Source organism: Streptomyces sp. AC550_RSS872 (assembly GCF_019049285.1).
Taxonomy (GTDB): domain Bacteria; phylum Actinomycetota; class Actinomycetes; order Streptomycetales; family Streptomycetaceae; genus Streptomyces.
This window is the reverse complement of record NZ_JAGMUL010000032.1, coordinates 99201-123923: the sequence shown is the minus strand read 5'-3', so window position 1 is coordinate 123923 and position 24723 is coordinate 99201. Positions and strand designations below refer to the sequence as shown.

At 69.6% G+C, this 24723-nt stretch carries 16 protein-coding genes and 2 pseudogenes; 9 read left to right on the top strand and 9 right to left on the bottom strand.

The window, feature by feature from the left end:
- The first annotated feature begins 415 nt into the window (after window positions 1-415).
- Both KUM44_RS16270 and ptsP read left to right on the top strand, forming a co-directional pair.
- Window positions 416-865 (top strand): PTS glucose transporter subunit IIA, encoded by a 450-nt coding sequence (locus tag KUM44_RS16270; RefSeq protein ID WP_217208593.1) that lies wholly within the window; start codon window positions 416-418, stop codon window positions 863-865.
- Between the two features lie 82 nt (window positions 866-947).
- Window positions 948-2618 (top strand): phosphoenolpyruvate--protein phosphotransferase, encoded by a 1671-nt coding sequence (gene ptsP, locus KUM44_RS16265; protein ID WP_217208592.1) that lies wholly within the window; start codon window positions 948-950, stop codon window positions 2616-2618.
- Window positions 2619-2688: 70 nt separating this feature from the next.
- On the opposite strand, the gene KUM44_RS16260 is transcribed toward ptsP, so the two are convergent.
- Together KUM44_RS16260 and KUM44_RS16255 are read right to left on the bottom strand one after the other, a co-directional pair.
- On the bottom strand, window positions 2689-3582 hold the full coding sequence (locus KUM44_RS16260) for a hypothetical protein (RefSeq protein ID WP_217208591.1): 894 nt from the start codon (window positions 3580-3582) through the stop codon (window positions 2689-2691).
- Window positions 3583-3716: 134 nt separating this feature from the next.
- The gene (locus tag KUM44_RS16255) at window positions 3717-5684 is read right to left on the bottom strand and encodes an acetoacetate--CoA ligase (RefSeq protein ID WP_217208590.1); all 1968 of its coding nucleotides are present in this window, start codon (window positions 5682-5684) and stop codon (window positions 3717-3719) included.
- Between the two features lie 212 nt (window positions 5685-5896).
- Here KUM44_RS16255 and KUM44_RS16250 point away from each other — a divergent pair, with 212 nt between their 5' ends.
- Window positions 5897-8269 (top strand): TIM-barrel domain-containing protein, encoded by a 2373-nt coding sequence (locus KUM44_RS16250; RefSeq protein ID WP_217208589.1) that lies wholly within the window; start codon window positions 5897-5899, stop codon window positions 8267-8269.
- Here KUM44_RS16250 and KUM44_RS16245 read toward each other — a convergent pair.
- The gene (locus KUM44_RS16245) at window positions 8260-8796 is read right to left on the bottom strand and encodes an NUDIX domain-containing protein (protein ID WP_217208588.1); all 537 of its coding nucleotides are present in this window, start codon (window positions 8794-8796) and stop codon (window positions 8260-8262) included. The two genes, KUM44_RS16250 and KUM44_RS16245, sit on opposite strands and share 10 nt — an antisense overlap.
- A gap of 65 nt (window positions 8797-8861) precedes the next feature.
- A pseudogene (locus tag KUM44_RS45405) lies at window positions 8862-9249 on the bottom strand (D-alanyl-D-alanine dipeptidase); the annotation flags it as partial.
- 106 nt (window positions 9250-9355) lie between these two features.
- Here KUM44_RS45405 and KUM44_RS16240 point away from each other — a divergent pair.
- The 5 genes and pseudogenes from KUM44_RS16240 to glpK all read left to right on the top strand — a co-directional run bounded on the left by KUM44_RS16240 (window position 9356) and on the right by glpK (window position 15468).
- Window positions 9356-9781: a Zn-ribbon domain-containing OB-fold protein gene (locus tag KUM44_RS16240; RefSeq protein ID WP_217208598.1), complete on the top strand. Its 426-nt coding sequence runs from the start codon at window positions 9356-9358 to the stop codon at window positions 9779-9781.
- The gene (locus KUM44_RS16235) at window positions 9778-10968 is read left to right on the top strand and encodes a lipid-transfer protein (RefSeq protein WP_217208587.1); all 1191 of its coding nucleotides are present in this window, start codon (window positions 9778-9780) and stop codon (window positions 10966-10968) included. The genes KUM44_RS16240 and KUM44_RS16235 overlap by 4 nt, the downstream gene beginning before the upstream one ends.
- 107 nt (window positions 10969-11075) lie before the next feature.
- On the top strand, window positions 11076-12728 hold the full coding sequence (locus KUM44_RS16230) for a GGDEF domain-containing protein (RefSeq protein WP_217208586.1): 1653 nt from the start codon (window positions 11076-11078) through the stop codon (window positions 12726-12728).
- Window positions 12729-13207: 479 nt separating this feature from the next.
- Window positions 13208-13933 carry an MIP/aquaporin family protein gene (locus KUM44_RS16225; protein WP_217208585.1) on the top strand — a complete coding sequence of 242 codons (726 nt, stop codon included), beginning with the start codon at window positions 13208-13210 and terminating at the stop codon, window positions 13931-13933.
- A gap of 21 nt (window positions 13934-13954) precedes the next feature.
- Window positions 13955-15468 (top strand): annotated as a pseudogene (glpK, locus tag KUM44_RS16220) (glycerol kinase GlpK).
- Between the two features lie 128 nt (window positions 15469-15596).
- On the opposite strand, the gene KUM44_RS16215 reads toward glpK, so the two are convergent.
- Genes KUM44_RS16215 through KUM44_RS16195 form a run of 5 tightly spaced genes read right to left on the bottom strand, consistent with a single transcriptional unit; the run spans window position 15597 to window position 23552 of the window.
- Window positions 15597-16202: an ATP/GTP-binding protein gene (locus tag KUM44_RS16215; protein ID WP_217208584.1), complete on the bottom strand. Its 606-nt coding sequence runs from the start codon at window positions 16200-16202 to the stop codon at window positions 15597-15599.
- Window positions 16183-19833: a hydantoinase B/oxoprolinase family protein gene (locus tag KUM44_RS16210; protein ID WP_217208583.1), complete on the bottom strand. Its 3651-nt coding sequence runs from the start codon at window positions 19831-19833 to the stop codon at window positions 16183-16185. The genes KUM44_RS16215 and KUM44_RS16210 overlap by 20 nt, the downstream gene beginning before the upstream one ends.
- 24 nt (window positions 19834-19857) lie before the next feature.
- On the bottom strand, window positions 19858-20253 hold the full coding sequence (locus KUM44_RS16205; RefSeq protein WP_217208582.1) for a DUF742 domain-containing protein: 396 nt from the start codon (window positions 20251-20253) through the stop codon (window positions 19858-19860).
- Window positions 20254-20262: 9 nt separating this feature from the next.
- Window positions 20263-20700: a roadblock/LC7 domain-containing protein gene (locus tag KUM44_RS16200; RefSeq protein ID WP_217208581.1), complete on the bottom strand. Its 438-nt coding sequence runs from the start codon at window positions 20698-20700 to the stop codon at window positions 20263-20265.
- On the bottom strand, window positions 20697-23552 hold the full coding sequence (locus KUM44_RS16195) for a nitrate- and nitrite sensing domain-containing protein (protein ID WP_217208580.1): 2856 nt from the start codon (window positions 23550-23552) through the stop codon (window positions 20697-20699). The genes KUM44_RS16200 and KUM44_RS16195 overlap by 4 nt, the downstream gene beginning before the upstream one ends.
- A 421-nt stretch (window positions 23553-23973) precedes the next feature.
- Between KUM44_RS16195 and KUM44_RS16190 the strand changes: the two genes are divergently transcribed.
- Window positions 23974-24621 (top strand): hypothetical protein, encoded by a 648-nt coding sequence (locus KUM44_RS16190; RefSeq protein WP_217208579.1) that lies wholly within the window; start codon window positions 23974-23976, stop codon window positions 24619-24621.
- The last annotated feature ends 102 nt before the right edge of the window (window positions 24622-24723 follow it).

The following is a 24723-nucleotide window of genomic DNA, read 5'->3' as shown; positions in this document are numbered from 1 at the left end:
TATCTGGCGTTGATTTTTGGCACGCTGTTGAGTTCTCAAGGAACGGACGCTTCCTTTGTACTCACCCTCTCGGGCTTTCCTCCGGGCGCTTCCCTTCGATGTTTCAAACTCTATCAGGGTTTTTCCGACTCCCTGACCACCGTCCTGCAGACATGCAGAAAGTGACCCATGGATAGGATCTGACAAGTTTGGTGCTGCCGGACGAGGATGCGTAGTTGCTTCACTCAGCCCCAAGCAGGAGTACGACTGTACACGCGCCGACAGAGCGGGTGCAAATCGATATGAGGTATGGTCTAGACCACTCTGGAGTGCCCGCGCGGAACCGGCACTTCGTGTGACATACCCTGCTGAACAGTGTGCCGTCCGGCACAGGCAGCGACGGCCCATATTGATCTCCACCCCTGGGAGGCTTCCCATGACCACCGTCACGTCCCCACTTGCAGGACGCGCCGTCGGACTGGCGTCAGTGCCGGATCCGGTCTTCTCCGGGGCCATGGTCGGCCCGGGCACTGCGATCGACCCGGTGCGCGAGCCGTCCGAGGCGGTGTCGCCGGTGGACGGAGTCATCGTCTCGCTCCACCCGCATGCCTTTGTCGTCGTCGACGAGCAGGGCCACGGTGTACTCATCCACCTCGGCATCGACACCGTGCAGCTCAACGGCGAGGGGTTCGAGCTGCTCGTGAACAAGGGGGACACCGTGACGCGTGGCCAGGGCATCGTCCGCTGGAACCCCTCAGCCGTCGAGGCAGTCGGCAAGTCCCCGGTATGCCCGGTCGTGGCCCTCGAAGCCACGGCAGAGGCCCTCTCTGAACTGCGTGACAACGGCGATGTGAAGGCCGGCGACAGTCTCTTCGTCTGGAAGTGACTTCCGTGCCGTCCTACGGCGGCGAGTAAGGACGAAAACCACCGCGGCGGCGGGACCTGCCGCACTATCGGAGACGGGTGAGATGGAGACAACCCTGCGAGGCGTCGGCGTGAGCCACGGTGTGGCGATCGGCGAGGTTCGGCACATGGGAACGGCGGTACTCGAGCCGCCTGCCAAGCAGATTCCGGCCGAGGAGGCGGAGCGTGAACAGGGGCGCGCTCGCAAGGCCGTGGAGGCCGTGGCAGCCGACTTGATGGCACGCGGCAACCTGGCGGGAGGCGAAGCCCAGGCAGTCCTTGAGGCGCAGGCCATGATGGCCCAGGACCCGGAGCTGATGGCGGACGTGGATCGGCGTATCGCCGTGGGCAGCACTGCCGAGCGTGCTGTGTACGACGCCTTCGCCGCGTACCGCGAGCTGCTGGCGGGTGCCGGCGAATATCTCGCCGGTCGTGTCGCGGACCTCGATGACGTGCGGAATCGTATCGTCGCTCGTTTGCTCGGGGTCCCGATGCCGGGTGTCCCGGACAGCGACGAGCCCTACGTCCTGGTCGCTCGCGACCTCGCTCCGGCCGACACGGCGCTGCTGGACCCGACTCTCGTTCTGGGCTTTGTCACCGAGGAAGGCGGGCCGACCAGTCACAGCGCGATTCTGGCGAGGGCGCTCGGCGTGCCAGCCGTCGTCGCGCTGCCGGGTGCCGGTGAGCTCGCCGAAGGCACGGTCATCGCTGTTGACGGCAGCACAGGCGACATCTTCGTGAACCCGACCGATGCCAAGAAGGCGGAGCTGGAGGCCGCTGCCGCAGCGCGCAAGGCCGCACTCGCGGCGTCGACCGGGCCGGGTGCCACCGCGGACGGCCACAAGGTGCCGCTGCTCGCCAATGTCGGAGGGCCGTCGGATGTGCCGGCCGCTGTCGAGGCGGGCGCTGAGGGTGTCGGTCTGTTCCGGACCGAGTTCCTCTTCCTCGACGACAGCAAGAAGGCGCCGTCGGAGGAGAAGCAGGTGGAGGCCTACCGACAGGTGCTCGAGGCCTTTCCCGAGGGCCGTGTCGTCGTGCGTGTCCTGGACGCGGGCGCGGACAAGCCGCTGGACTTCCTGACACCGGCCGACGAGCCGAATCCGGCGCTGGGTGTGCGGGGCCTGCGGACGCTACTGGACCACCCCGAGGTGCTGCGTACCCAGCTGACGGCGCTCGCGAAGGCGGCGGAAGGGCTTCCCGTCTACCTCGATGTCATGGCCCCGATGGTGGCGGACCGTACCGATGCGAAGGCGTTCGCGGACGCGTGCCGCGCGGCCGGGCTGAAGGCGAAGTTCGGTGCGATGGTGGAGATTCCGTCGGCCGCTCTGCGGGCGCGTTCGATCCTGCAGGAGGTCGAGTTCCTGTCGCTGGGGACGAACGACCTCGCGCAGTACACCTTCGCCGCGGACCGTCAGGTGGGTGCGGTGTCCCGGCTTCAGGATCCGTGGCAGCCCGCGCTGCTCGACCTGGTCGCGTTGTCCGCGGAGGCGGCGAGGGCCGAGGGCAAGAGTTGTGGTGTCTGTGGTGAGGCGGCGTCGGACCCTCTGTTGGCGTGTGTGCTGACCGGTCTGGGTGTCACCTCCCTGTCCATGGGTTCGGCGTCGATTCCTTATGTCCGGGCCACGCTGGCGAAGTACACGCTGGCGCAGTGTGAGCGTGCTGCTGCGGCCGCGCGGGCGGCGGACAGCGCCGAGGAGGCGCGCAGCGCCGCTCAGGCGGTGCTGTCCGGCGAGTAGTCGGGCCGGTCGACCGCGTCGTGTTTGTTGTGGGGCGCTCCACTCCTTGGGTGGAGCGCCCCGTCGGTGTTCAGTGCTGGTGTGCCGGTGGGGTTTCCTCATTGCCGAGATCCGGCGGGACGCAGTAGTCGACGCCCGATTCCGGGGAGATCAGATCTCCGGAATCGATATCGGTGCAGTAGGCGTCGAAGACCTCGCCTGCTGTGAGAGGTTCCAGGCCCTCCCCTCGCAGGCGCCAGCCGTAGATGCGGTCGCAGGAGCCGGGGGTACTGGTCCGCATGACGAGCCCGCCGGGGCTCTGGGTGGCCAGGCCAAGGGCGAGGACGGTGGTGAATTCCAGGGCTTCGGCCTGGTCGAGGTGTGTGGCGCCCTCGGCGTCTTCGTCGGCATGCAGGACAGAGACGAGCGTCTCGGGGGTTCCCGTGACACTGCAAACGAGGTGTCGGCTTCCCGGGTGGGCCGTGTCGAGGATGCGGACGAGGAGGTTCGAGGCCCGGGCGAAGGCCGCGCGGCCGAAGTCCTCACCGCAGGTGGCGCAGGCGCCAAGGCGTGCCAGGAGTGTGGACGCGTACTCCCATGTGGCTTGTCGGACGGCTTCGTCGACAAGGGCTGGGACGAGGTCTGCCAGGGGCTCGCCCTGGTAGGGGAGGGTGGGTCCGGTGGTTGCGAGTTCGGCGGTGAAGCGCGTGCGGCTCGACGGGTTGTCGGGGTCGAGGTCCGTTTGCGCGCAGAACTCGGCGTATTCCTGTGGGTCGAAGAGGGCGATCGTAGTATGGCTGCCTTGGGAGGCCCGGGTCCTGAGGAGGGCCTCCACCTGTTGGAGATAGATCTTGTGGTCGTCGAAGGTGAAGCTGCGGTAGTGCCTCATGGCACGGAAGTCGTGCTCGTCGGTCAGCAGGCCGATCGTGCCGGCGATTTCACGACGCAGGACGCGCCGCATCGTCTGGTCGTCGGTGTGTGCCATGTTTCCCCCTGTGCGCAGTCGATCAATGCTCACTCACAGTAACCGGCGGCACTGACAACGGCGTCGGGACGAGGTGTCGCAAGCGTCCGGCCTCGGGCTTCGCGTGGTTTGGCGAGGCTCGGGCCGGGCGGGGGTCAGGCGCGCTTGCGGGCCAGTTCCTCGTAGAAGTGCAGGAGGTCGAGGTTGTCGATGGAGCCCGGGTTGACCGCCTTCTCCAGCGGGGTGCCCTGGAGGAGACGCTTGACCGGGACCTCGATGCGCTTTCCGGTGAGGGTGTGGGGGACGCCGGGGACCTCGATGACCTCGTCGGGGATGTGACGTGGTGAGAGCTGTTCACGGATGGTCTGCTTGATGCGGTTCAGGAGGTTCTCGTCGAGCGCGGCTCCCGGAGCCAGGTGCACGAACAAGGGCATCCAGTAGCCTCCGTCGGGCTGTTCGATGCCGATGACGAGGGATTCCTTGATCTCGGGGAGTCGCTCCACCGCTTCGTAGATGTCGGCCGAGCCCATGCGGACGCCCTGGCGGTTGAGCGTCGAGTCGGAGCGGCCGTGGATGACGACGGAGCCGCGGGAGGTGACGGTGATCCAGTCGCCGTGTCGCCATACGCCGGGGTAGGTGTCGAAGTAGCTGTCGTGGTACCGGCTGTTGTCGGGGTCGTTCCAGAAGTAGATCGGCATGGACGGCATGGGGTTGGTGACCACGAGCTCGCCGACCTCGTCGGTGACGGGTTCGCCGCTGGGGTCCCAGGACTGCAGGTCGGTGCCGAGGCTGGGGGCCTGGAGCTCGCCGATGTGCACGGGCAGGGTCGCCACCGCTCCCGCGAAGCAGGAGCACACGTCCGTGCCGCCGCTGACGGAGGCGATCCAGAGGTCGTCGCGGACCTCGTCGTGCAGCCAGCGGAAGCCGTCGGGCGGCAGTGGTGATCCGGTGGTGGCGACGCACTGCACCTTGGTGAGGTCGAAGTCGCGTCCGGGGTGGACGTCGGCCTTGCGGCAGGCCATGACGTACGCGGCGGACGTGCCGTAGAGGGTGGCTTCCGTGCGTTCGGCGATGCGCCATTGGGCTCCCGTGTCGGGGAAGCCGGGGCTGCCGTCGTACAGGACGATCGTGGTGCCGGTGAGGAGGCCGGAGACGAGGAAGTTCCACATCATCCAGCCCGTGGAGGTGTACCAGAAGAAGCGGTCCTCGGGGCCCAGGTCGCAGTGCAGACCGAGTTGTTTGAGGTGCTCGACGAGGATGCCGCCCTGGGACTGGACGATGGCCTTGGGGAGGCCGGTCGTGCCGGAGGAGTAGAGCACCCAGAGGGGGTGGTCGAAGGGGACCTGTTCGAAAACGGGTTCCTCGTCGGCGGCTGTGAGGGCTGACCACTCGATGGCGCCGTCGGGAGCCTCGGTACCGAGGAGCGGAATGTGCACCACGGCGCGCAGCGTGGGCAGTTCGCGGCGCAGTTCGGCGACGACGTCGCGGCGGTCGTGCTCCTTGCCGCCGTAGCGGTAGCCGTCGACGGTGAACAGGACGATCGGTTCGATCTGCTGGAAGCGGTCGAGGACGCTGCGGGCGCCGAAGTCGGGGGCGCAGGAGGTCCAGACACCGCCGACGGCGGCCGTGGCCAGGAGGGCGACGACGGCCTGGGGGATGTTCGGTAGGTAGCCGCTGACGCGGTCTCCGGGGCGTACGCCGAGGGCGCGCAGCTCTGCGGCGAGGGAGCCGACCTGGCGGCGCAGCTCGGACCAGGTCACGGGGCGAGGGTCGTGGGACTCGTCGACGTGCAGAAGGGCGGGTTCGTCGGAGCGGCTGGCGGCAGCGCGCAGGGCGTGCTCGGCGTAGTTCAGGGTCGCGCCGGGGAACCACTCGGCGCCGGGCATCGAGCGGTCGCCCAGCACGCGCGCGTAGGGGGTGGAGAAGCGTACGTCGAACCACTCGGTGACGGCTTTCCAGAAGGTGTCCAGTTCGTCGACCGACCAGCGGTGCAGGGCCGCGTAGCCGCCCTCGGATGGGGCGCCGTGGTGTTCGGCCGCCCAGGCCTGGAATTTGGTGACCTGAGCCTGGGCGATGCGTTCCTGATCTGGCTGCCAGAGCGGCTGAGGGTTCATGATCGACATGGAGCGGCTCCCGGACTGTGCGCGTCGTGTGCGTCTTCCGCGCACGGCTGGGTTGTGCGCGTGACGCGGCTGACACGGACGATGCCATGTGATCGACTTCTACACCAGGGTCCGCCCCACATAGTCCGTGTCGTGAAGATGTGGTCCCGGCACGGGTGAACGGCAGTTGAACGGCACACGCGTGTGTGGCGGTCAATGGCAGGCTGAGCAGCATGGACGGTCGTGACCTGGTGCGTTCGATGAAGGTGGTCGGTTCTGTGGGGGCGGCCCAGGGGTTGCGTACCGTGCGGGCGGCGTGGCGCAGGAGGCGTGTCGACGCCGCGGGGCTGCCGCGCCGGGGGGCCGAGCGCGCTCGGGTGCCCGGACCCGTGCAGGAGGTGCGGCCCAGTCCGGGGGGTGGTGTCATCCGGTTCAGCCGGTCCGAGCTGCGGATCACCGTCGCCGTGAGCGGGGCCGTCTTCTGGGGCTGGGACGGGTCCGGTCCCGAGCCGTCGTACGCGCTCGTGGACCGCTGTCCGGAGCCAGACCCCCGGGCGGTGCTGGAGCCCGACAAGGACGGTGGCTGGCGGGTCGTGGCCGAGCGGGTGACGGTCGTCATCTCGCGGCACGGCGCCGTGGAGGTGCAGACGCCCGGGGGCGTGACGCTTCGGCGTGAGCTGCCGCCGCGCTGGTGGGAGCCGGTGGGTGGTGGTTCCGCACGGTGGATGCAGCGCTCGGAGGTGGCCGCGGACGCGCGGTTCTTCGGGCTCGGAGGGCGGGCGTCGGGCCCTCGGTTGAGGGACGGAACCTATCGGCTGTGGAACACCGACCCCGGCCGTGCGTTCGGCCCGGGCGACGACCCGCTGTACATCACCATGCCGGTGCAGCTGGTGGTGGCCGACGCGGCCACGCACCTGGCGTTCTACGACAACTCGTGGGACGGCACGGTGACGCTGCGGGAGGGCGAGGAGGGCGCCGGTTCCGGGCATGACCGGGCGGGGACGAGCGAACTGCGGATGGACGGCGGCCCGCTGCGCTGCTGGGTGACAGTGGGTACCCCCGCGCGCGTACTGCTCATCTGGGCCGCTCTCACCGGTGCGGCCGCGCTGCCGCCGGCGTGGGCGCTGGGCCACCAGCACGCGCGGTGGGGCTTCGGCAGCGAGCAGGAGGTGCGGCGGATCGTCTCGGGGTATCAGGAGCGAGATCTGCCGCTGGACGCCGTCCATCTGGACATCGACCACTACGACGAGCACCAGGTGTTCACGGTCGACCAGGAGGGTTTCCCCAAACTGCCACAGCTTGCCGAGGACCTGCGCGGGGACGGCATCCGCCTGGTGTCGATCGTCTACCCGGCGGTCAAGGCCGCACCGGGCAATGCCGTGTATGACAGCGGGTCGGCCGAGGACGCGTTCGTGAGGGACGCCTCCGGGCAGCTGGTGCGAGGGGTCGTCTGGCCTGGGGAGGCGGTCTTCCCGGACTTCACGCACGCGCGCGTGCGGCAGTGGTGGGGTGGTCTGTACGAGGAACGGCTGGGGCTGGGTTTCTCGGGTTTCTGGCATGACATGAACGAGCCGACCTCGTTCGCGGCGTTCGGGGAGTCGACGTTGCCGCGTTCGGCCCGGCACTCGCTGGAAGGGCGGGGCGGGGACCATCGGGAGGCACACAACGTCTACGGGCTGTGCATGGCCCGGGCCGGCTACGAGGGGCTGCTCGAACTGGCGCCCGAGGAGCGGCCCTTTGTCTTCTCACGTTCCGGGTGGGCCGGTATGCAACGCTACGGCGGAACGTGGTCCGGTGACGTCGCGACGGGCTGGCCGGGGCTGCGGGCCTCGCTGTCGCTGGTCCTGGGCCTCGGGCTGTGCGGGGTGCCGTACTCGGGGCCGGACGTGGGCGGATTCGACGGGAGTCCCTCGCCGGAGCTGTATCTGCGATGGTTCCAGTTGGCCGCGTATCTGCCGCTGTTCCGTACGCACGCGAGTATGCGGGCGGGACGCCGGGAACCATGGGAGTTCGGCCCCGAGGCGCTGGAGCACGCGCGCGTGGCGCTCGTCGAGCGTCGGAGGCTGCTGCCGTACTTCGTGACGCTGGCACATCTGGCCCGGCGCACCGGGGCGCCCTATGTACGTCCGCTGTGGTGGTCGGCGCCCGAGGACCGTGCGCTGCGCGACTGCGAGGATGCGTTTCTGCTGGGCGACTGCCTGCTGGTGGCGCCGGTGCTTGATCCGGGCGCGGACCGGCGTGCGGTGCAGCTGCCTCGAGGGCGTTGGTACGACACGGCGACGGGGCGGGCGTACGAAGGGCCGGGACAGGTTCTCGTCGAGGCGCCCGTGTCCCGGATCCCGGTGCTGGCGCGCTCTGGCGCCGTCGTCCCCGTGCGTGGGGACGACGGCGGGCTGGAACTGGAGGTGTGGGCGCCCGCCCGGGGGCGTACCGGGGGCGGGCTGGTTGTGCCTGATACGGGTGACGGCTGGGAGGAACCGGAGATCGAGCGTTATGTCACCCGCTGGGAAGGCGGAAAGCTGCTGGTGGAGCTGGAGCACGAGGACGGCGTGATCACGTCACCCCGTCCCGTGCGGATACGTGGGCTCGATGAGCCTCAGAGGTAGCGGCCCTCGAAGAACGCCTTCACCGCCAGCGTGTGCAGCGGGAACGCCAGCTCCTCCGGCCTGTGCAGGAGGTGCCAGCCCTCGGTCTCGTCCGTGGCGGCCGAGGTCGGGAGGCGGTCGGCGGGCCGTTCCGGCAGGAGGCCGAACAGCAGCAGGTGGCCTTCGGGGGAGCTCATCGCGTCGGCGAGTCGTACGTCGCGGCCGGCCGCGTTGATGCCGGTCTCTTCCTTGAGTTCGCGGACGACGGCCTGCCGCCAGTCCTCGCGATCGTCGATGTAGCCGCCCGGCAGAGCGATGCCTCCGCGCGCGGGGGCGATGGTACGGGTGATGACGACCAAGGCGGTCCCCTTGGTGTCGTACACGGGCTGGAGTGCGATGGCTACCGGCAGGGGGTTGCGGTAGGCCAACGTGCCGCACACCGGGCAGGTTCGGGGCCAGCCGGAGACGCCCTCTCCGTAGGGCGCGCCGCAGCTCGAACAGTGGGAGTCTGCTGCGGAGTTGGGGGTGGAGAACTGAGTTTCGGACACGCGGCGGACTGTATCCGATCAGCGGAAGGGCGTCTTCCGGGGGCTGGCTATCAGGGCTTGGTGGGCTCACCCTCGCGCGCGTAGCAGGGCACGAGGGGCTGTCCTGGTACGTACGGCGTGGTGGGTTTGGTCGGCAGCCGGACGATCGTCAGGCCCATGGTCGAGCCGCGGCTGTGGCCGGATTTCTCCGCGATCAGCCCTGCGCAGGAGCCGCCGCAGGGCCGGGTGGAGCGCTTCGGCGACCGGTCGGGGGAGGATGCAAACGGGCTGATGCCAGCCGTCGATGCGCTCGCCCACGAAGTTGTGCGGGGTGAAATAGCGCATCTCCTCAATGCTGGTGGGGTCCACGGTTCTCAGCGCCCCGAAATTCTCCGGCGCGGTGGCTCGCGTTTCGCCTGGGCGTGTCCTGCGTCTGTCAGGAGTCCGTTCCGCGAGGGAAGCAGCCGGATGCAATCCACTCGCAAGGTCGCTCTGCCGCTTCGCGTTTGCCCGTGGCACACTTCTGACGTCCCGTCAGATTCATTTCTCAGGAGGGACTATGCCACGCACGCGCATGCCTGTGGTCGCCCGGTGGTTCGCCGGTGACGGGGAGAACTTCCGGCTGCTGGGCACCCGCTGCTCGACCTGCGCTTCGGTCTTCTTTCCGCGGGAGGACGCCCACTGCCGCAACCCGGACTGCTCCGGCGGTGACCTGGAGGAGGTGCCGCTCTCGCGGCGCGGGCGCGTCTGGTCGTACACGGACAGCCGGTATCGGCCTCCGTCACCCTATGTGACCGATCCGGAACTTCCCTGGGAGCCGTACGCGTTGATCGCTGTGGAGCTGGAATCCGAGCGCCTCGTGGTGCTGGGACAGGCGGTTCCCGGGATCACCATCGCCGATCTGACGGTGGGCATGGAGGTCGAGGTCGTTCCGGGCGTGCTGCACGAGGACTCCGAGACCATCTGGACGACCTGGCATTGGCGGCCGACGGGGGTGGCGACGTGACGGACGAGGTGGCGGTGCTCGGTGTGGGGATGCACCCCTGGGGAAAGTGGGGACGCGGCTTCGTCGAGTACGGGGTGGCAGCGGCCCGCGCGGCACTCTCCGACGCGGGACTGGAGTGGCGGGACATCGGGTCGATCGTCGGTGCGGACACCGTGCGGGGTGGCTATCCGGGCTATGTGGCGGGGGCGACGTTCGCGAAGGCGCTCGGCTGGCAGGGCGCCCGGGTCACGAGCGTGTACGCGGCGTGCGCGTCCGGGGCGCAGGCCGTCAACACCGCGCGGGCGCAGATACTTTCGGGACTTGCGGACGTGGTGCTCGTGGTGGGGGCCGATGCGGCTCCCAAGGGGTTCTTCCGGCCGGCGGGCGGTGACCGGCCCGACGATCCGGACTGGCTCCGCTTCCGAGTTCTCGGTGCGACCAATCCTGCGTACTTCGGGTTGTACGCGCGTCGGCGGATGGCCGTGCACGGGGACAGACCGGAGGACTTCGCGCAGGTCAAGGTGAAGAACGCCGCACTGGGCGCGCTGAATCCCTACGCCCGCTACCGCAAGCCGGTCACCGCCGAGGAGGTCGCCGCCTCCGCGGTGGTCGCCGACCCGCTGCGGCTGCTCGACATCTGCGCGACCTCGGACGGAGGCGCTGCCCTTGTGCTGGCCGGCATGGAGTTCGCGCGTCGGCACGGTGCCACGGATCCGGTGCGTATCCGTGCGGTGTCCACTGTGACGCCGCGCTACCCCAACACGGTCCTGGATCTGCCCGACATAGCGACGGACTCGGCAGCGGCGGTGCGACCGGCGGACGGAACGTTCCGGGAATCGATCGCGCGCGCCGCCTACGAGGAGGCGGGCCTCGGCCCCGAGGACCTGAGCTTCGCAGAGGTCTACGACCTGTCCACCTCGCTGGAGTTGCAGTGGTATGAGGATCTGGGCCTGTGCGGCCAGGGCGAGGCCGTGAAGCTGCTGCGGGAGGGCTCGACAGCGCCGGGTGGACGCATACCCGTGAACATGAGCGGTGGCCTGGCGTCGTTCGGGGAGGCTGTTCCCGCCCAGGCCATCGCCCAGGTGTGCGAACTCACTTGGCAGCTGAGAGGAGGTGCTGGTGACCGGCAGGTCGCCGGGGCGCGGGTGGGCATCGCCGCGAACCAGGGGCTGTTCGGGCACGGGTCCGCGGTGGTCGCGGTGCGCTGAGACCTGACGACCAGGCATATATCTACGCAGCGTAAGCAACCCGGAATCCTGTGTGAACGTCTCATGAACTGGACTCGGGGGTGCGTGGTCGGCGCAATCATGCTCCCGTGGACTCCTGGACGGATACTCTCCGCTTCGCTTTCCAACCGGTGGTCAATCTGACGACCGGGGGAGTCGCGGGGCTGGAGATACTCGCCCGCCCGGAGACCGGCGACGTCCTGGCCGAAGCCCGCCGTGACCCCGAACTCGACGGTCGGCTGGCCGTGTTGGCGTTTCGTGCGGCAGCTCGCAAGGAGACGTTGCTGCCCATGTACGTCAACGTGTTCGCCGGCACTCTCGCCGACCTGGGCGGGCTCACCCCGCTGCGCGAGGCCGTGCGCGTGGCGGGTCGGTTGCCGTGGGAGGTGACGATCGACATCGGGCCGCCGTACACGCACGTGCCCCAGCAGGCGCTGCTGGAAGCGATCGGCGCCCTCCGCGGTCAGGGTTTCCGGATCTGTGCGGACGGCGTCGGAGACGGAGACGTCCCGCTGCGGTTGCTCACAGAGATGGCGCCGGACCTCGTGAAGCTCGACGCGTCCATGCTGACGCGACCGGCGGGGGCGCGGGCGATGCGGACGCTGTGCGAGCAGTTGGGCGCGCTCCTGTGCGTCGAGGGCGTGGAGACGGAACTGCAGTGCGCGTCCGCGCGGTCGGCCGGTGCGCAGCTGGCACAGGGTGACCTCTTCGCCCCGCCGGCTCGGCTGCCCGCGGCGGAGGTTTACGTTCCACCGCGCTCCCCCGGACTGGCGGCGACGCCGCGATCGGGACCGTCGGTGCGGGAGTTCGTGCGGCCGGCCGCACTGCTGCCCGCCACCGCGTCCGCCGGCCAGGTTCGGGCGCTGCTGACCGGGTCGCCGGACGTGTCCGGCGTCCTGCTGGTGGACCGCAGCGGTGTTCCGGTGCGATCGGTGCATCGTTCCCGCTTCCTGCTGTCGATGTCGGGTCGCTACGGCCATGCCCTCTATGCGGACCGGCCCGCGGCCAAGCTGGGGGATCAGCCGCGCACGGTAGGCGACGACGCCACGGCGTGGGAGGTGCTGGACGTCGTCGCGGACGGCGGCAGGGACCGCACCTCGGACGATGTGGCCGTGGTCGACCGGTACGGCCGGTGTGTGGGCGTCGTACGGCTCGCGGACCTCGTGCGGGCCCTGGCTGAGACCCGGGTCGAGGAGGCGGCCGGACTCAACCCGCTGACGCGGCTGCCGGGCTCGGACGCGATCACCGGCGAGGTGGACCGGCGGATCGCGGACGGGCGGACGTTCGCGCTGAGTTGGCTGGATGTCGACCACTTCAAACAGGTCAACGACGGAGCCGGTTTCGCGGCTGGCGACGAACTCATCCGGTCAGTGGGACGAGCGCTGCAACACGCGGCGTCGGACAGTACCCGCGTGGGTCACATCGGCGGGGACGACTTCCTGGTACTGGCGGATCCGGAGGGGTTGAACCCGCTGGCCGCCTCGGTCCTCGACACACCTTGGTCGGCAGCTGGACATCCCGTCACATTGTCGCTGGCCACCGTCCTGTGCGAACCCGGCAGCGTGACGGACCACCGGCAGGCGGCTTCCTGTCTGGCTCCGCTGAAGAAGGCCGCGAAGTCACTGAGCGGGGCGAGCTGGGTGCTGGGCCGCGCGGGGCTGCCCGGGCTGGAGATCCTGCGCGGGGTGGAGGCCGCCCCGCCCCAGGCTGAGTGCGCGGTGGCGGAGCCCGGCAGGGGGTGAGACGCTTTCTCCACGTGGCCGGCGGTGGCTGAAAGGTGACCGCGGGCCTCAGCACAGTCATGACCATCGGCCTCTGCCGGGTCCAGCAGGAACTGGCCTGCCTGCCGGCCCCAGCAGGGCCTCGGTGCCCATCCCACCCACCAGCGGGCGCGCCAGGAGCACGGTCGGCGTGGGTCCGTGCCCCGTCGGCACGCCCTCAACCGTTGGCGTCGGCGACCTTGACGCCCTCTGGACGCCGGTGAACACTTCCCGGTGTCAGCCGACATCGCCGTACATTCTCGGCGTATCCACGCACTGCGCCGTGCGGTTCCGCCTGGACCAAGGCCCACTCCCCCACGGGTGATTCGGCTGCTACGGCACGCTCGTCACGGACGCCGGGCGGGGCGCGGGACCATCCCTGCCTTCGGCTGAAGTCGCCATGGGAAACGCACCCCGCAGGAGAACCGGGCCGATGGTCCCGGTCAGGCCTAGGAGCCGCCATGAGCAATGGAGACATATTTCTCGGTGAGGTCATCGGGACCGCGATCCTGATCCTCTTCGGGGCCGGCGTGGTCGCCGCCGTCGTACTCAACTACTCCAAGGCCAAGGACGCGGGCTGGGTCGTCATCGCCTTCGGCTGGGGTTTCGGCGTGATGGCCGGCGCGTACACCGCCGCACCGCTGTCCGGCGGGCAGCTCAACCCGGCCGTGACGCTCGGGATCGCCATCGACACCGGGGAATGGGACAAGGTCCCCGTCTACATCGCCGGCCAGATGGTCGGCGCGATCCTCGGTGCGGTGCTTTGCTGGCTGGTCTACTACGCGCAGTTCCAGGCCAACGCCGACGAGGACATCGCTCAGCCGACCCTGGGGATCTTCTCCACCGCGCCCGCGATCCGCAACACCGTGGCGAACCTCATCACCGAGATCATCGCGACGATAGCGCTGGTGCTGCCGATCCTCGCCTTCGGGCTGACCAAGGGACTCGGTGTGTCCGGCACCGCGATTCTGATCGTCTCGTTCTTGGTCGTCGGCATCGGTCTGTCGCTCGGCGGTCCCACGGGATACGCGATCAACCCGGCCCGTGACCTGGGCCCCCGCATCGTCCACGCCCTGCTCCCGATTCCCAACAAGGGCACCTCGGACTGGGGTTACTCGTGGATTCCGGTAGTGGGACCGCTGATCGGCGGGGCGCTGTCCGGGCTCATCTTCAACGCAGCCTTCTGAAGAACCGACGAAGGGGACGCCATGACGGACAAGTTCGTCGCCGCCATCGACCAGGGCACGACCTCGAGCCGCTGCATCATCTTCAACCAGGACGGCGCCATCGTGGCCGTCGACCAGCGCGAGCACCGCCAGATCTTCCCCAAGCCCGGCTGGGTGGAACACGACGCCACCGAGATCTGGTCCAAGGTGCAGGCCGTGGTCGCCGGTGCGATCGCCAAGGCCGGGCTGCGTGCCGACCAACTCAGCGCGCTCGGCATCACCAACCAGCGTGAGACGACGGTTCTTTGGGACCGTGCCACCGGCAAGCCGGTGCACAACGCGATCGTGTGGCAGGACACCCGTACGGCGGCGTTGTGCAACCAGCTCGGCGGCTCGCACGGGCAGGACCGTTTCCGCGAGCAGACCGGCCTGCCGTTGGCGAGCTACTTCTCCGGCCCCAAGGCGGCCTGGCTGCTGGACAACGTGCCCGGTCTCAGGGCCCGTGCCGAGCGCGGCGAGATCGCCTTCGGCACCATCGACTCCTGGCTGATCTGGAACCTCACCGGCGGCACGGACGGCGGACACCACGTCACCGACGTGACGAACGCCGGACGCACCATGCTGATGAATCTGGAGACCCTCCAGTGGGACTCCTCGATCCTCTCCGCCATGAGCGTGCCGGAGGCCGTGCTTCCGGAGATCAAGTCCTCCGCCGAGGTGTACGGGACCGCCGTCGGGCAGCTGGCCGGGGTGCCGGTCGCCTCGGCCCTGGGCGACCAGCAGGCCGCCGTGTTCGGGCAGGCCTGCTACGCGACGTGGGCACGGCGAAGAACACGTACGGCACGGGCAGCTTCCTGCTGCTCAACACCGGTAACCGGCCGGTGCCGTCGAAGAGCGGCCTGCTGACGACCATGGGCTACAAGATCGGCAGTGAGGCGCCGGTGTACTGCCTGGAGGGGTCCATAGCCATAACGGGTGCGCTGGTCCAGTGGTTCCGCGACCAGCTCGGCATCATCCGCACCGCCGACGAGATCGAGTCCCTGGCGGCGAGCGTCGAGGACAACGGCGGCGCGTACATCGTGCCCGCCTTCTCCGGCCTGTTCGCACCGTACTGGCGCTCCGACGCGCGCGGGGTGATCACGGGACTGACGCGGTACGTCACCAAGGCGCACCTCGCCCGCGCGGTCCTGGAGGCGACGAGCTGGCAGACGCGCGAGGTCGTGGACGCCATGTACCAGGACTCCGGTGTGCAGATCACGACCCTGAAGGTCGACGGCGGCATGACGAAGAACAACCTGCTCATGCAGCACCAGGCGGATGTGCTCGACGTGCCGGTGATCCGGCCCAAGGTCTCCGAGACGACCTGCCTGGGTGCCGCGTACGCGGCAGGGCTGGCCACCGGGGTGTGGAACGACCTGGACGAGCTCAAGGCGCACTGGGCGAAGGACGCGGAGTGGACGCCCGCCATGACCGCCGATGTACGGGACCGCGAGTACCACAACTGGCGCAAGGCGGTGGAGAAGAGCTTCGGCTGGCAGGAGGACGGCGAGAGCTGACGGGACGGCTGAAGCCGAAGAACGGTCCACGCGTGCGTGCGTCCCGCGTGAGAGCCACGCGCGTGTGCCCATGAACCACGGCTCGTACCCCGGTCGGCGGGGGTACGGGCCGTGCCAGTCTCCCGGCGTCAGGTGGCCACGGTCTCGCGGCGGTCCGCCTGGAAGGCCATCGCGTGCTGGACGACACCGATGAGGATCTCCTTCACGGACTCCCTGTCGCGGGCGTCGCACAGCAGCAGCGGTACGTCGCTGTCGAGGTCCAGGGCCTGCCGGATGTCCTCCGCCGGGTAACGGTCCGCCCCCTCGAAGCAGTTGACGCCGACGAGGAAGGGTATGGAGCGCCGCTCGAAGTAGTCGACGGCCGCGAAGCAGTCCTCGAGGCGGCGGGTGTCGGCGAGCACGACGGCCCCGAGCGCGCCTTCGGACAGCTCGTCCCACATGAACCAGAACCGCTCCTGGCCTGGCGTGCCGAAGAGGTACAGCACCAGGTCCTCGCGCAGGGTGATGCGGCCGAAGTCCATGGCAACGGTGGTGGTGCGCTTGCCCTCGACACCGCTCGTGTCGTCGACCGGGCGGCCGGCCTCGGTGAGCAGTTCCTCGGTACGCAGCGGCCTGATCTCGCTGACCGCGCCGACGAGGGTGGTCTTGCCCACACCGAAGCCGCCGGCCACCAGGATCTTGAGCGTGACGGGCTCGACCGGAGGCTTCCCGCGCTCAGAACGCCCGAAGATCATCGATCTCTTCTCCTGCTTGATGGGGGTCGCGCGACGGCCGGCCGTAGCCACCGCCGCCAGGGGTTTCGATGACGAGTACGTCGCCGGGTCCGACGTCCGCGGAGTCGCTTCCGCCGAGTGCGGTGACCGTTCCGTCGGCGTGCTCCACGCGGTTGGCTCCCAGCGCGCCGGGTTCGCCGCCCGCCATTCCGTACGGCGGGACCCGGCGGTGCTGGGACAGCGTCGAGACGGTCATGGGCTCGTGGAACCGGATGCGGCGCACGGCGCCGTCCCCGCCGCGCCACTGGCCGGCCCCGCCGCTGCCGCGTCGAACGGCGAACTCGTCGAGTTCTACGGGCAGTCGCCACTCCAGCACTTCAGGATCGGTGAGCCGCGAGTTGGTCATGTGGGTCTGGACGACGGGCGCGCCGGGGAACCCGTTGCCCGCGCCGGATCCGGAGGCCACGGTCTCGTAGTACTGGTGGCGTTCGTTGCCGAAGGTGACGTTGTTCATGGTGCCGGAGCCCTCGGCCTGGACGCCCAGTGCGGCGTAAAGGGCGCCGGTGATGGCCTGGGAGGTCTCCACGTTGCCCGCGACGACCGCTGCCGGGGGTTCGGGGGCGAGCATGGAACCGGACGGCACGATGATGTCGAGGGGGCGCAGGCAGCCGTCGTTGAGCGGGATGTCGTCGGCGACAAGGGTGCGGAAGACATACAGGACGGCGGCGTTGACGACCGAGAAGGGGGCGTTGAAGTTCGTGGCCAGTTGCGGGGACGTGCCGGTGAAGTCGACGGTGGCGGAGCGGTTCTCGCGGTCCACGCGCACGCGTACCCGGATGAACGCGCCGGAGTCGGTCTCGTAGCCGTACTCGCCGTCGTCCAGGGCGTCGATGACCCGGCGTACCGCTTCCTCAGCGTTGTCCTGGACGTGCTTCATGTACGCCTGGACGACGGCGAGGCCGAAGTTGTCGATCATGCGGGCGACTTCGTCGACGCCCTTCTGGTTGGCCGCGATCTGGGCGCGCAGGTCCGCGAGGTTGGTCTTGGGGTTGCGGGACGGGTAGGGCGCGTCGGTGAGCAGGCGGAGAGTCTCGCGCTCGCGGAAACGACCGTTCTCGGCGAGCAGCCAGTTGTCGAAGAGGATGCCCTCCTCCTCGATGGTGCGGCTGTTCGCGGGCATGGAGCCGGGGGCGATGCCGCCGATCTCCGCGTGGTGGCCGCGCGAGGCGACGTAGAAGAGGATCTCCGGCTCACGCTCCGTGTTCGTCGCGCTGTTCGTGTCGAAGACCGGAGTGATCACGGTGACGTCGGGGAGGTGGGTGCCGCCGTGGTACGGGTCGTTGACGGCGTAAGTGTCGCCTGGACGCATCCCGGAACCGCGACGCCGGATGACCTCCTTCACGCTGGTCCCCATCGAGCCCAGGTGGACGGGGATGTGCGGGGCGTTGGCCACCAGGTTTCCGTCCGGGTCGAAGAGCGCGCAGGAGAAGTCCAGGCGTTCCTTGATGTTGACGGACTGGGCCGTTGATTCGAGGCGGGCGCCCATCTGTTCGGCGATGGACATGAAGAGGTTGTTGAAGACCTCGAGAAGAACCGGATCGGCTTTCGTGTCGAGATCGGAACTCTCCGTAATCGCCACGCGTTCCATGACCAGATGCCCGTCTTCGGTCGTCGCGGCTTGCCAGCCGTCGTCGACGACGGTCGTCGAGCTGGCCTCGGTGATGATCGCCGGGCCGGTGACAGTCTCGCCGGGGGGCAGGTCCTCCCGGCGGTGGAGGGGCACGTCGCGCCACGTGCCGCCCGTGTGGAGGCGGACGGTTTCCGGTGCGGCCGGGCTGCCTTCAGGGGTGGCTTCGTAGGGGGCGAGGACGGAGAGATCGGGGGGTTCGGTGATGCCGGTGGCTTCGACGGAGAGGGCTTCGACGACGATCGGGCGGTCGAGCGTGAAGGAGTACGTGGCGCGATGACGATCTTCGAAGGCGCGCCTCATCGTGTCGGGCTCGGTGAGCTCGACGGTGAGGGTGGTGTCGGTGCCGTCGTAGCGGAGTTGGGCGCGGCGGGTGGCCTTGATGCGGTCCTCGGGGACGTCCTCGTCGAGGAGTTCGGTACGGGCAGCGGATTCCAGGTCGTCCGCCGTCTTGTGGACGCCGGACATCGAGGCGGCCTCCAGGGGTGCCTCGACGGACTGTTCGCGCATGGCCGTGGTGTCGGCGAGGCCGATACCGAGCGCGGAGAGAACGCCGGCCATGGGCGGCACCAGGACGGTGCGGATGCCGAGGGAGTCGGCGACCATGCACGCGTGCTGGCCACCCGCTCCACCGAAGGTGGTGAGGGCGTAGCGGGTGACGTCGTGGCCCTTCTGTACGGAGATCCGCTTGACGGCGTTGGCGATGTTGGCGACCGCGATCTGAAGGTAGCCCTCGGCGACCTGCTCGGGCGTGCGGTCGTCGCCGGTCTGCTCCCGGATGTCGTGGGCGAGGGCGCTGAAGCGGTCGCGGACGAGGGCCGCGTCGAGCGACTGATCGCCTTCGGGGCCGAACACCTTGGGGAAGTGGGCGGGTTGAATGCGGCCGAGCATCACGTTTGCGTCGGTGACCGCGAGCGGGCCGCCGCCCCGGTAGCAGGCGGGCCCCGGGTCCGCGCCCGCCGAGTCCGGCCCTACGCGGTAGCGGGACCCGTCGAAGTGGAGGACCGAGCCGCCGCCCGCTGCGACGGTGTGGATGTCCAGCATGGGGGCGCGCAGCCTGACCCCGGCGATCTGGGTGGTGAAGACGCGTTCGTACTCGCCGGCGAAGTGCGAGACGTCGGTGGAGGTGCCGCCCATGTCGAAGCCGATGACTCGGTCGAAGCCGGCGAGCTGCGACATACGCGCCATGCCGACGATGCCTCCGGCGGGGCCGGAGAGGATCGCGTCCTTGCCGCGGAACTGCCCGGCTTCGGCGAGACCGCCGTTGGACTGCATGAACATCAGCCGTACGCCTTCGAGCTCGTCGGCGACGCGCTGGACGTAGCGGCGCAGCACGGGCGAGAGGTAGGCGTCGACGACGGCGGTGTCCCCGCGCGGGACGATCTTCATCAGGGGGCTGACCTCGCTGGACAGCGAGATCTGCGGGAAGCCGATACGGGCGGAGAGCTGCCCGACGGCCTGTTCGTGGGCGGGGTGGAGGTGGCTGTGCATGCAGACCACGGCGACGGCGCGGATCCCGTCGTCGTACGCCTCTTGGAGTCGGCCTTCGAGGGCGTCCAGGTCGAGCGCGCGCACTACGGTGCCGTCGGCGGCGATGCGCTCGTCGATCTCTACGACCCGTTCGTAGAGCAGCTCGGGCAGTTCGATACGGCGGGCGAAGATGCGCGGGCGGTTCTGGTAGGCGATGCGCAGGGCGTCGCGGAAGCCCCGGGTGATGACGAGGAGGGTCCGCTCGCCCTTGCGCTCGAGGAGGGCGTTCGTGGCGACCGTCGTGCCCATACGGACCGCCTCGACGGGGTCCTGGGAACCGTCGAGCAGTTCGCGTACGCCTGCGACGGCCGCGTCGGAGTAGCGAGCCGGATTCTCCGAGAGGAGCTTGTGCGTCAGCAGCCGGCCGTCCGGGCGGCGCGCGACGATGTCCGTGAAGGTGCCGCCTCGGTCGACCCAGAACTGCCAGCCTGTCACGTCACTACCCCGCTTCCGCGCCGCTCACAGCGCCCGCAGGCCGTTGATCACGTCGCGCAGAATACTCTCGTCCACCAGCTCCGCAGGCGGTACTGGCCGGTTCACATGGACGAATTCCGCGTCCACGAGATCCCCGATGAGAACCCGTACGACTCCGATGGGGAGATCGAGCTCGGCGGAGAGTTCGGCGACGGACTGCGGGGCGTGACGGCACAGTCCGACGATGTCCACGTGTTCCGGGGACAGCGTCGAGTCCGCTTCCGGGTCGTCCGCGTGCGGTTCCGCGACGACCACCGCGATCAGGTCGAGGCGGTGCTGGGCCGCACTGGTGGTGCGGCCCCGCGTCATGGCGTACGGACGAACGACTGGTCCGGCCTCGTCGTCGAACCAGTGGCTTCTTCCCTGACCCTCAGCGCTCATGCCATCCCACTACCCGCCCGCGGGCAGATCGGTGCGCGGAGCGGTGCCCAGGTGTACCCCGACACGCTTGACGAGCAGCGTCATCTCGTAGGCGACCAGACCGACGTCGGAGTCGGCGTCCGAGAGCACCGCGAGGCAGCTGCCGTCGCCGGCGGCCGTCACGAACAGGAACGCGTCGTCGAGCTCGACGACGGTCTGCCGGACGTTGCCCGCCTCGAAGTGCCGGCCCACGCCCTTGGCGAGGCTGTGGAAGCCGGACGCGACGGCGGCCAGGTGCTCGCTGTCCTCGCGGGTCAGGTCCTTGGACACACCCGTCGGCAGGCCGTCGCCGGAGAGCACGAGGGCCTTGCGAATGCTGGCGACGCGGTCCACCAGATCGTCGAGGAGCCAGTTGAGCTCGCCGGACTGGTTGGTCGCGGCGTGGCCGGTCGCCTTCGGTGCGGTCATCGACCGTCCCCCTTAGTCGTTCGTTGTGGTGCTGTGCCGGTGTGGGCGTCATCGCCCTCGGCGTTCTCCTGGCGGCCGCGCTGCCAGCCGCGTTGGAGGGAGGCCATACGGCTGCGGACCTCGTCCGCGTCCCGCTCGGCGAGCTCCGCACGGTCCTCGCCGCGCTGTGCGGGGCCTTGCTTGAGCTGCGGAGCGAGGCTGGCCTGTCGCACGCGCCGGGGCAGCGGTCCAACGCCGGAGCCGGTCTGCGGTTGCGCTGCGGCCCGGTTCGGGGCGGGGTCGTCGGGACCGCTCGACGCGATGGCGGGACGCCGTGTGCGTCTCGGGAGAGCCGGGGGTTCCGGCGGCTCACCATGGCCGTGCCCGGTGGAGAGCGAGGCGTCGCCGCGGTCGCTGATCCGGTCGGGCGCGTCGGCTCCTTCGCCGTGGTGTCCGGTACCGCGGCGGCGGGTCGGCAAGGGAGCGAGGCCGTTCGGCTCCGGACGGCTCGGGCCCGGCGAAGGCTCCGGGTCCGGTTTCTCCCGCCGGGAGCGCTGCTCGGTCACCGGACGTCCGTGCGAGCTGACCAGCTTGGGTGTCCGGCTGCGGCGGGGCAGCGGGACCGGGGCGCTCACCTCGTCGTCCGGGTCGGCAGGCCCCGGTCCGCCATGGATGCCGGAGACCGGGCGCTGTTCGCCGAGGGGGCCTGTCGTCTCGTCCTCCGTGGCGGCGAGGGTGCGACGCGGGCGGAAGAGGCCGCCGCGCTCGGTTTCCTCGTCGTCGAGCCCGTCCGGGAAGTCGCTGATGGCGTCGAGATCGACGGGGGCTTCCAGCTCGACCGGGCCGTCGAGGAGCGAGGCGGGCAGGCCGGGCACACGGGCGGGCACATGGGACAGGGCGGCCCGGCGCGCCTCCTCCAGCTCGGCCTCCTTGGAGGGCGTGGGACGGTCGAGGCGGAATCCGATGCCGTTGGTGTCGGGGACGTCGTCCGTGAGGAGTGCGTCGGGGATGAAGACGACGGCGGTGGTCCCGCCGTACGGCGACGGCTGCAGCGAGACCCGGACGTTCTGCCGCTGGGCGAGGCGGCTGACCACGAACAGGCCGAGCCGGTCGGTGTCGGACAGTTCGAATTCGGGTGTCTCGGCGAGCCGGAGGTTGGCGTCCAGGAGAACGTCGGCCGCCATGCCCAGGCCGCGGTCGTGGATCTCCAGGGTGAAGCCGTTGGCGACCCGCTCGCCCAGCACCTGGACGGCGGTGTGCGGCGGGGAGAACACCGTGGCGTTCTCCAGGAGTTCGGCCACGAGGTGGGTGATGTCCGCGACGGCCGGGCCGGTGACGGCGACGCGCGGCAGACGGCGGACCTCGATGCGCTCGTAGTCCTCGACCTCGGCCACGGCGGCACGCACGACGTCCATGAGCTGCACGGGTTTGCGCCACTGCCGTGAGGGGGCGGCGCCGGAGAGGATCACCAGGCCCTCGGCGTGCCGGCGCATACGGGTGGTCAGGTGGTCCAGGCGGAACAGGTCGGCGAGTTCGTCGGTGTCCTCGGTCCGGCGTTCCATGGTGTCGAGGAGCGTGAGCTGCTTGTGGAGGAGGACCTGGCTGCGGCGGGCGAGGTTGACGAAGACCTCGGAGACGCCGGCGCGCAGTTCGGCCTGCTTGACAGCGGCCTCGACGGCGGCTCGCTGGAGGGTGTTGAGGGCCTGGCCGACCTCGCCGATCTCGTTCTTGTCGTACTCCAGGCGCGGTACCTCGGTCTCCACGTCGACCTGTTCTCCGGCGGAGAGGCGGCGCATCACGCTGGGCAGCCGTACGCCGGATGCCTCGTGGGCCTCCAGGCGCAGCTGGCGCAGATCGCGAATCAGAGCGCGGCCGATGCGCACGGACAGGACGAGCGAGAACAGCAGGGCGAGCAGACCGAGGACGCCCGCGACGGCCGCCTTGATGATGACGCCCATCGCGACGGGGCTGACACGGTCCTGATAACGCGTGCCCGCCTCGTCGTTCATTTGGCTGAGCTCGTCGAGGACGCCCGCGGCGGCGGTGTCCCAGGTCTTGGCGTCGACGGTGCTGGGCCTGCCGGGCTGGGTGGCGATGACGGCCTGTTCGGCGTCGTGCAGTGGCGCCGTGGAGGCGTTCCGCCAGAACCGCTCGTAGCGTTCACGTTCCGACGAGGGCAGGTCCATCAGGCTGAGCTCGTACATCAGCGTGCGCTGGGCGACGAGATCGGAGACGTCCTGTATCTCCTCGCGCGAGAGCTTTCCGACCACGAGGGCGGAGCTGAGCAACGCGTCCTCGCGGGAGAGCAGTTCACGGGCTCGGGCGACGTTGAGAAGAGCGCGGGCCTGCTTGTCCATCGCGACGCTGTCGATCCCGTCGAGGGAGCCCAGCAGGGCGTAACAGGGGTCTACGAGCCGGTTGTAGAGGTCGAGGGCCTTGGTGCGGGTGACCGTTGCGTCCTCGACACTGCGGCGCAGGGGGCTGATGCCCTCGAAGGCGTCAAGGACGGCGGTCAGGCGCTCGCTGTCTCCTTGGTCCAACCCGTCGCGGACGTCAGGGTCCTTGGCGTTCTTGCGGATCTCGGCGACGGCGGCGTCGGTGGCGTTCCGGGTGGCCCGCAGTGCGGTCAGGGCGTCCGAGGCCCGGCGATCGGCGAGATAGACCAGTGCCTGGCGGCGTTCCTGCTGTAGGACGCGGACGGCGTCCTCGGTGGAGTAGCCGATCTTCTCGACGAGGGACGAGACCGTGAACAGCTGGGCCACACCTCGCCCTGTGAGTACCGTGGCGAAACCCCAGATGGCGGTCAGGGACACCAGCGGCACGAGAAGCAGCGCCACCATCTTCCGGCGGATCGACTTCCCGCGAAAGCGCATGGCCTCCCCCAGCTCAAACCCCCCAACCGGGCAGGGGGCACACCTGTGCGTCAACAATTGGCGCGAGCCTACTACCGACGCACAAGTAACTCGAAGATACATCCGGAAGCTGAACTTCCGCACTGCCGACGAGACATGGCGAGTTGTCCGGGCATTGCGGGAGATTGCCTCCCGTGATCCCCCGGCGGCCGCGGGGAGGGATCCGGCCGGTCTGCGGGGCCAGTTGGCCGGAAATTTATCCTTCTCGGGAATCTTCGGGAGGTCTCGATCGTCCTTCTGTACGGGAATGGGGGCGGAAGGAGCCACAGGAGCCGCATCCCGTCCCCGGGCGGCGTAAAACAGCGCAAGCCGGGCAGCCACTGGGGAGCCGGGTCTTCAGGCACGGGCAAGCGGTCTGCTGGCGGTGGGGAGTGACACGTTGATGGGCACGGCGGAGCGGCACGAGGCGGCCGAGGACGGCGCCACGGCGCCAGTGACGGCGCGGCGCGGCCCCGAAGCGCTGGATCGCGACATTCCGGTGGACGGAGGCGAGACGACGGGCGGCCGAGACGTCCCGGTGGGCGCGAGTGCGATGACAGCGGACGAGCGTGACACCTCGGCCGGCTCCGGTGTCGAGGCCACGAGGGACGAGCGCACAGTCGTGACAAGCGGCAGCGGGGCGAGCCGAGCTTGGTCGGCCCACCGGCCACTGTGGGTGGAGGAGCCCGCCCGACGGCCCCGGATGCCGGATCCGGTGCGGACGTCGGCCGTGCGAGCGGTGCTGATCATCGCGGTCACACTGATCCAGGCGATGGTGGCCTTCCTGTGCACCATGGCGGGATCATGGCTGGCCTTCCCGATGGTGATCAGCAGTGTGGTCAGCACCGTGGTGGCCACCTGGGGCGCCCTGGACGTCTGGGTGACGCGCCAGGTGTGGAAGCAGCGCAACGGCGTGGTCTCGACGCCGAGCAGCACGGCGCGCGCCCTGCGTCGTGAGCGGCGGCGGGCTCGACGCCAGGCGCGGCAGGCCGAGCGCGCACAGAAACGAATACGGCGGCAGGGCGGGGCCGGGCAGTTGTCGCACTCCTGAGGGTCGAGCGGCGCGAAGCCGGCGGCCACAGCGCGGTGCCGCCCTCAGCGTGCGGCAAGTCGGCCCCTGGCCGCCCGGGCCAGAGCCAGGGCCAGGGCCGCT

Bases quoted from the DNA above. Each gene is read 5' to 3' on its own strand.
- KUM44_RS16205 (WP_217208582.1), bottom strand. From the start codon at position 20,253: ATGAGCGCTGAGGGTCAGGGAAGAAGCCACTGGTTCGACGACGAGGCC.
- ptsP (WP_217208592.1), top strand. From the start codon at position 948: ATGGAGACAACCCTGCGAGGCGTCGGCGTGAGCCACGGTGTGGCGATC.
- KUM44_RS16255 (WP_217208590.1), bottom strand. From the start codon at position 5,684: ATGTCGATCATGAACCCTCAGCCGCTCTGGCAGCCAGATCAGGAACGC.
- KUM44_RS16270 (WP_217208593.1), top strand. From the start codon at position 416: ATGACCACCGTCACGTCCCCACTTGCAGGACGCGCCGTCGGACTGGCG.
- KUM44_RS16225 (WP_217208585.1), top strand. From the start codon at position 13,208: ATGAGCAATGGAGACATATTTCTCGGTGAGGTCATCGGGACCGCGATC.
- KUM44_RS16215 (WP_217208584.1), bottom strand. From the start codon at position 16,202: ATGATCTTCGGGCGTTCTGAGCGCGGGAAGCCTCCGGTCGAGCCCGTC.
- KUM44_RS16250 (WP_217208589.1), top strand. From the start codon at position 5,897: ATGGACGGTCGTGACCTGGTGCGTTCGATGAAGGTGGTCGGTTCTGTG.
- KUM44_RS16190 (WP_217208579.1), top strand. From the start codon at position 23,974: ATGGGCACGGCGGAGCGGCACGAGGCGGCCGAGGACGGCGCCACGGCG.
- KUM44_RS16195 (WP_217208580.1), bottom strand. From the start codon at position 23,552: ATGCGCTTTCGCGGGAAGTCGATCCGCCGGAAGATGGTGGCGCTGCTT.
- KUM44_RS16260 (WP_217208591.1), bottom strand. From the start codon at position 3,582: ATGGCACACACCGACGACCAGACGATGCGGCGCGTCCTGCGTCGTGAA.
- KUM44_RS16200 (WP_217208581.1), bottom strand. From the start codon at position 20,700: ATGACCGCACCGAAGGCGACCGGCCACGCCGCGACCAACCAGTCCGGC.